The sequence below is a fragment of the Myxococcus sp. AM011 genome (assembly GCF_013372595.1).
GTDB classification, from domain to species: domain Bacteria; phylum Myxococcota; class Myxococcia; order Myxococcales; family Myxococcaceae; genus Myxococcus; species Myxococcus eversor.
On sequence record NZ_JABXEM010000145.1, the window covers coordinates 21,384 to 28,042 of the forward strand.

The 6,659-nt window shown below is 70.7% G+C and carries 5 protein-coding genes; 2 read left to right on the forward strand and 3 right to left on the reverse strand.

From position 1 onward, the window contains the following. Position 1 precedes the first annotated feature (1 nt). Positions 2-1,480 (forward strand): ATP-binding protein, encoded by a 1,479-nt coding sequence (locus HUW62_RS27375; RefSeq protein WP_176436063.1) that lies wholly within the window; start codon positions 2-4, stop codon positions 1,478-1,480. On the opposite strand, the gene HUW62_RS27380 is transcribed toward HUW62_RS27375, so the two are convergent. The 3 genes from HUW62_RS27380 to HUW62_RS27390 form a co-directional block, all read right to left on the reverse strand. Next, the gene (locus HUW62_RS27380) at positions 1,464-3,254 is read right to left on the reverse strand and encodes a methyl-accepting chemotaxis protein (protein WP_176436064.1); all 1,791 of its coding nucleotides are present in this window, start codon (positions 3,252-3,254) and stop codon (positions 1,464-1,466) included. The two genes, HUW62_RS27375 and HUW62_RS27380, sit on opposite strands and share 17 nt — an antisense overlap. A 211-nt stretch (positions 3,255-3,465) precedes the next feature. After that, entirely contained in the window at positions 3,466-4,242 is a 777-nt protein-coding gene (locus HUW62_RS27385; RefSeq protein ID WP_163866424.1) for a TenA family transcriptional regulator, read from the reverse strand. A 245-nt stretch (positions 4,243-4,487) separates the two neighbouring features. Next, complete coding sequence (locus HUW62_RS27390; protein WP_176436065.1) at positions 4,488-5,063, reverse strand: NUDIX hydrolase; 576 nt, start codon at positions 5,061-5,063, stop codon at positions 4,488-4,490. A gap of 151 nt (positions 5,064-5,214) precedes the next feature. Between HUW62_RS27390 and HUW62_RS27395 the strand changes: the two genes are divergently transcribed. Further along, the gene (locus HUW62_RS27395; protein WP_163866422.1) at positions 5,215-6,621 is read left to right on the forward strand and encodes a sigma-54 dependent transcriptional regulator; all 1,407 of its coding nucleotides are present in this window, start codon (positions 5,215-5,217) and stop codon (positions 6,619-6,621) included. The last annotated feature ends 38 nt before the right edge of the window (positions 6,622-6,659 follow it).

Here is a 6,659-nt window from a genome sequence, read left to right on the forward strand (position 1 = left end):
CATGAGCGAGGCGCGACGAAACGTTTTCCCGTGGAGAGAGCTCCCCAGCCTGCTGTCGACCCGGCTGCTGGTGGCGTTCCTCTTCCCCACCCTGCTCTTCGTCGCGGTGGCGGGCACGTCCGTCTACCAGCTCGCGCGCTCCATTCTCGAAGAGGAGCTGGGCGCGAGCCTCTCCAACATCGCCGCCGCCACCGCCAGCCAGCTCAACGGCGAGCGCATGCTCACGATTGAAGCCGGCGACGACACGGGCGGCACCCGGACATGGCGCAACCTGGTGCGCCTGCTGGAAGGCGTGCGCGAGGCCAGCGGCGTGCGCCGCGTCTTCGCCGTGGACGCGCAGGGCCGCGTGCGCGCGGACGTGGGCGGAGGGCTTCCGGTGGGCTCGGAAGTGCCGGAGCTGGCGCGCGACAGGCTGGAGCTGACACGCGTCTTCGCGGGGGAGCACGCGGCCAGTCAGGTGCTCTTCACCGGCTCGGACGGGCGGCTGTACAAGACGGGTTATGCCCCCATCGTCCACGCGGGACAGGTGGTGGGCGCGGTGGGCGTGGAGGGCAGCGCCGCGTTCTTCGGGCCACTCCAGCGCCTGTCGCGCACCTTCGCCATCATGGGGGCGCTCGCCCTCACCGCGCTCGCCATCATCGCGCTGCTCACCGCGCGAGGGCTGGCGCGTCCGCTCGGACGGCTGATGGACTCCGCGCTGCGCATCGGCCGGGGAGACCTCACCACGCCCGTGCCGCCGGAGCCCACGCGCGAAATCGGCGTGCTCGCCCGCGAGCTGGAAGTGATGCGCGGCGCGCTGGAGAGCAGGGACAGACAGCTCAAGATGATGCTCGCGGGCGTGGCCCACGAGGTGCGCAATCCCCTGGGCGGCATCGCCCTGTTCTCCGGCATCCTCCAGGAGGACCTGCGCGCGGGCGCCCACACGGAGGCCCAGGAGCACGTCGAGCGCATCCAGCGCGAGGTCGCCTTCCTCCAGCGCATCGTCGAGGACTTCCTCGCCTTCGCGCGCGAGCAGCCCCTGGCCCGCGAGCCCGTCGAGGCCCCCTCGCTGCTCTCCATCGTCCAGGAGCTGTCGTCCGCGGACGCCAGCGCCCGCCAGGTCGCCCTGGACGTGGACGCCGCGCCCGCGCTGCTGGAGGCCGACGGCAGCCTGCTCACCGCCGCGCTGCTCAACCTGGTGAAGAACGCGGTGCAGGCCTCGCCCTCCGGAGGCCGCGTGCGCATCTCCGGCGCCGAGGACCATGGGCGCTACGCCATCCGCGTCCACGACGGCGGCGCGGGCGTGCCGGAAGCCGAGCGCGAGCGCATCTTCGAGCCCTTCTTCACCACCCGCGAGAAGGGCACCGGCCTGGGCCTGCCCCTGGCACGCAAGATTGCCCGCGCGCACGGGGGCGAGCTGCACATGACGTCCACGCCGGGCGACACGACATTCACCCTGACGCTTCCGCTGAAGCCCTCGGGCGTCAGCTCACCACGTTGAACTGACGCGCCATCTGCCCCACCTCGCCGGAGACATTCGCCAGCGTGCGGGTGGCCTCCTGCGTGGACTCCAGCCGCTTCATCGTCGCGTCCATGATTTGCGACAGGTCGGCGATGGCGGTGGATATCTGGGAGATGCCCGCGTTCTGCTGCGTCACGGCGGCGGCAATCTGGCGCGCGGCGGCCGAGTTCTCCTGCGACATGAGCGACAGCTCGCGCAGCGAGTCCCCCGACGAGCGCATCTGGTCCAACCCCGTGCCGATGGTGCGCACGCCCTGCTCGCCCATGTTCGCCGCGTCCCGGATGCCCGCGGTGATTTCCTGGAGGATGGAGCGGATGCGCTGCGTGGACTGGATGGACTGGTCCGCCAGCGCGCGGACCTCTCGCGCCACCACCGCGAAGCCCTTGCCCTGCTCCCCCGAGCGCGCCGCCTCAATCGCCGCGTTGACGGCGAGCAGGTGGGACTGGGCCGCCAGGTCCTTCACCGTCTCGGTGATGTCGCCAATCTGCGTGGTGCTCTCCGCCAGCTTCTCCAGCCGCTCCTGGATTCCGTCCACCGCGCCGCGGATGTCCGCCAGCCCCGCCACGCTGCGCTCCACCGCCGCCTCGCCCTTGAGGCCCAGCTCCTCCGCGCGCTTCGCCACCTGGAGCACCGCCTCCGCCCGGTCCGCCGCCATCCGCGACGTGCGGCGAATCTCATCCGACGTCACCTGCGCCTCGTGCAGCGCGGCGGCCTGCCGGGTGAAGCTCTCCTGCTGCTCGTCGTTGGCCGTGCGCAGGTGGCTGCCCGCCTCGCCCAGCCGCGCGGCCGACGCCTGGAGCGACAGCGGAAGCTGCCGCAGCCGGGCCAGCACCGCGTTCATCCCCGCGGCCAAATCCCCCACCTCGTCGGTGGACACCCACTCGGGCGCGACGACGCGCCCCGCCGCCACGGACTCAATCGCCTGCCCCACCGCGTGCGCCGCCCGCGCCTGACGACGCGCCAGCATCCACATGGTGATGCCCGGCAACAGCAGCAGGCCTCCCACCCACGCCAGGCTGAAGGCCAGCTCGCCCGCAAGCACCCCGCCCAGCTCCATCAACATCCGCGCCGAGCGCCGCGCGCCCTCGGACACCAATTCCACGTGCAGCGTGTCGCGGATGCCCTCCAGCTTCACCATCACCACGCAGCCGCTGAGCACCAACGCGGCGACGATGGAGCCACCAAACGTGAAGGGTAGGAACCACGCCTGCCGGGGCCACGAGAAACCGCCGCCCTGGAGCGCCACCGTCGAATCCTTGCGCTGCTCCTCCAGCGCCAGCGGTAGCAGCATCCGCTCCAGCGACACGCAGATGGGAAAGCCCAGCAGCACGCCACAGCACACGCCGATGATGGTGCCCAGCACGACGAGGGATAAATCCTTGTGCCATGTCAGGCACACGTGGAGGCTGAACCAGAAACCTCCCAGCGTCCACCCGACCCATGACGTCCCCACCGCCCCGCGCCACGGCAGTCGGAGGATGCGCTCCAGCCGCGCACCCGGCCTGTCATCCGCGTACGTCCGCAGCGCGCTGCCCACCAGCCAGCGCATGAACAAAGCGGGATAAATCATCCCCAGGCCCACGAGGATGGGCGGCAGCACCCACGCCACCGCCTTCACGCCCTCCGCCCCAGCGACACCCATGGACATGCCGTTGAGGTACGCGGCGATGGGCGCGGCGGGCACCACCCACGCCATGAACACCTTGAGCGCACGCCACCGATACTCGCGAATCACAGTGTCTTCGATGCTCATACGGGTCGCTTTCCCGCGTCATGCGGACACGAAGAATCCACGCTGACGGGATGGCTCCAGACAGCATTCTCCGCACGTCATCGCTTGGAAAGCGAGTGGGCCCCGCCCGGTTCCAGACACTGTACAACCGTCATCTCAGGGCTTGTTGAAAGACATACACACCCAGGAAAACCACTGCCCTGTGTAAACCATGGCAGGACGGTGAACACTCTCAGTCCGAGCAACAGGCACGGATGGCGGCGGAGTACAGGCGCAAGGACTTGCGCGCGGCGGCGGCGACGCGGGCGGGCTCGGTGCCCTCGGCGTCCACGGAGAGCTTGAGGATTTCGAGCGCCTCCACCGGGTGCAGGTCGTCATAGCGGGCGTGGGCCTTGAGCCACATCATCGCGCTCGCGTCGATGCGGGCTCCGTCCGCGGCATAGGCGCGGAAGGGCTCCACCACCTCCTTCGTCCACACCCCGGTGATGCCCTCGATGGCCCAGTTGGACGCGGCGATGCCCTCCGCCAGCGTGCCTCGCGCACAGGTGTCGCGCAGGTGCGCGTGCAGCGCCTGGATTTCCGGCAGGGGCCGCACGCGGAAGAGCGTGTCCGGCTCCACGCCGATGGCGCGCACCCAGTCGATGAACCACTCCGCGTGCTTCGCCTCGACGCCCAGGTTCTGCAACAGCCAGCGCCGGATGCTCGCGTCCCCCTCGGTGCGGCCATACGTCGTCTTCGCCAGCGACAGGCCCATGTACTTGGGGAAGGACTCGACGATGAGGAAGAACTGCGACAGCACGCGCCGCCAGTACGCCAGGGGCGGGCGCCTCTCCTCCGCCGTGTCGCGGAACAGCGGAGGCCAGCAGGCCGCGTTCCAGTCATGACGGGTCGACTCCAGCATCGCCTCCAGCCAGCGGGGATGCGGAGAGGGCTTCAGTGGCGGAGGCCCGTAGCGACGCACGGGTGACTCGAACGCGGGGACACTCATTTCCAGGCCGGTCGGCGACATGGCTCCAGGACGCTCCTCTTCGCGGCGGGTGCCAGACCGACATGGCCCCCCTTCACCCGCCGGAGCGGCGCATGGTGGTGACGGCACCTGCACGCGGCCATGCGACTGTTCGCGTGCGACACTTTTATCACCGCCATGTTTCAGAATTCGCTCCGGGGCGCCCCGCGGTGTCCCTCGCCCCACTGCGTTCCTGTTGCCCCCACCACAGGCCCGTCGGCCCGCATGTCACCGACAGGCAGGCGTGCTCACGGCGTGCGGGCCACCGCGCGGCGCGCCTTCTCCAGCATGCGGCGCAGCGGCGCCTCGTCCGCGCGGGCCAGCGCCTGTTCCCAGGTGAGCCACTGCGCGCCGGTGGACTCGGCGGGGTCATGCGCGAGCGACGCCGGGTCCTCCGCCACGACGAGGTAGCGCACGTCCAGGTGGTGGTGCTCCGGCTCGTCACGACGGGCCGGAATCGTGTGGACGTCCACGTCCAGGGGCCGGGGCGCGGTGGGGTGGAGCGTGACGCGGCAGCCCGTCTCCTCGCGCGCCTCGCGCAGCGCGGTGGCCTCCATGGAGCCTGCGTCCACGGCGTCCGCATGCCCGCCCGGCTGCAGCCAGCGCTTGAGCTTGCCGTGCATCACCATCACCACATGGGCGCCCTCCGGGTCCACCACCACCGCGCTGCCGGTGAAGTGCGCCTGGGGCTGCGAGCGGGAGAAGGGCGAAGGCAGCGTGGCCGCGTGGTGGCGCATGGCCTCCAGGTCTTCGCGCTCCTTGTCGTCCTGGGAGACATGGCGCGCGAGCAACTCGCGCAGGGCGGCGGCGTCTTGGGAATCCATGCGGGCCCACGTACCCCCGGGGAGCCCTCGCGCGCCAGCGCCTTCTGGAAGCGGCCGACCGCCACTGGTGTAGGGTGCCGCCCCGGGTGTGCTCTCATGCGGACGCACCCGGGCGGCCGGCGCCCTCGGAGCATGAGGACTCCCCACAACCATGGCTCGCATTCTCGTCATCGACGACCACGACACGCTGCGAGAGGGGATGACGGTCTCCCTCACGCGCTCGGGCCACGCCGTGTCCGCCGTCCGAGGGGGCGCGGACGGCCTGGCCGCGTACCGCAAGGCCCCCTTCGACCTGGTCGTCACGGACATGAAGATGGACGGGATGGACGGCATCGCCGTCACCCAGGCGCTCAAGGCGATGGACGCCTCCGCCGTCGTCATGGTGGTGACGGCCTTCGGCACCATCGAAACCGCGGTGCGGGCGATGCAGGAGGGCGCCTACGACTTCATCACCAAGCCCTTCACGCCCGACGTGCTGCGCGCCAAGGTAGACAAGGGCCTGGAGCTGGCCAGCACGCGGCGCAAGGTGGAGAAGCTGGAGGCGCGCACCGCCGCGCATGACGCGGACGCGGCGCTCTCCCACGGCAGCATGGTGGGCGACAGCGAGCCCATGCAGCGGCTGCTCTCCCAGGCGCGCAAGGCGGCGCACAGCAACGCGACGGTGCTGGTGCGAGGCGAGAGCGGCACCGGCAAGGAGCTCATCGCGCGCATGCTGCACCAGGAGTCGCCGCGCAAGGACGGGCCCTTCGTCGTCGTGCACTGCGCGGCGCTGGCGGAGACGCTGCTGGAGAGCGAGCTGTTCGGCCACGAGCGCGGCGCCTTCACCGGCGCGGTGAAGCGCAAGCTGGGCCGCTTCGAGCTGGCCGACGGCGGCACCCTCTTCCTCGATGAAATCGGGGAGATTCCCCACTCGGTGCAGACCAAGCTCCTGCGCGTGCTGCAGGAGAAGGAAATCCAGCGCGTGGGCGGCGAGGAGACGCTCAAGGTGGACGTGCGCGTGGTGAGCGCCACGCACCGGGACTTGCTGGCCGAGGTGAAGGCGGGCCGCTTCCGCGAGGACCTCTACTACCGGCTGCACATCGTCCCGCTGATGCTGCCGCCCCTGCGCGAGCGCCCCGAGGACATCACCTCGCTGGCCCACCACTTCGTGGCCAAGCACGCGCCCCGGGTGAACCGCCGGGTGACGGGGATGGATGACGGCGCGCTGCGCGCCCTGGCCCGGCACGTGTGGCCCGGCAACGTGCGCGAATTGGAGAACGTGGTGGAGCAGGCGCTCGTCTTCGCCGAGGGCGACGTGCTCACCGTCGCGGACCTGCCCTCGCACCTCACCGGCGCCGCGCCGCGCATGGACGCGGGGCTGCCCGTGCCCCATGGAGATCGGCCCCTGCCGGACATCCTGGAGGACTTGGAGCGCCAGCTCATCGCCCGCGCCTACGAGAAGGCGGGCGGGGTGAAGACGGAGACCGCCCGGTTGCTGGGCATCAAGACCTCCGCGCTGTACTACAAGCTGGAGAAGTACGGCTTCCTCCCCAAGGGCACCCCGCCCGAGGAAGGGTAGCCTCGAAAAACCGTGACTCAGGGTCCCCGCCCCGTGAC

Coding starts and splice junctions, on each gene's coding strand:
- HUW62_RS27385 (WP_163866424.1), bottom strand. CDS start 4,242: ATGTCGCCGACCGGCCTGGAAATGAGTGTCCCCGCGTTCGAGTCACCC.
- HUW62_RS27380 (WP_176436064.1), bottom strand. CDS start 3,254: ATGAGCATCGAAGACACTGTGATTCGCGAGTATCGGTGGCGTGCGCTC.
- HUW62_RS27395 (WP_163866422.1), top strand. CDS start 5,215: ATGGCTCGCATTCTCGTCATCGACGACCACGACACGCTGCGAGAGGGG.
- HUW62_RS27375 (WP_176436063.1), top strand. CDS start 2: ATGAGCGAGGCGCGACGAAACGTTTTCCCGTGGAGAGAGCTCCCCAGC.
- HUW62_RS27390 (WP_176436065.1), bottom strand. CDS start 5,063: ATGGATTCCCAAGACGCCGCCGCCCTGCGCGAGTTGCTCGCGCGCCAT.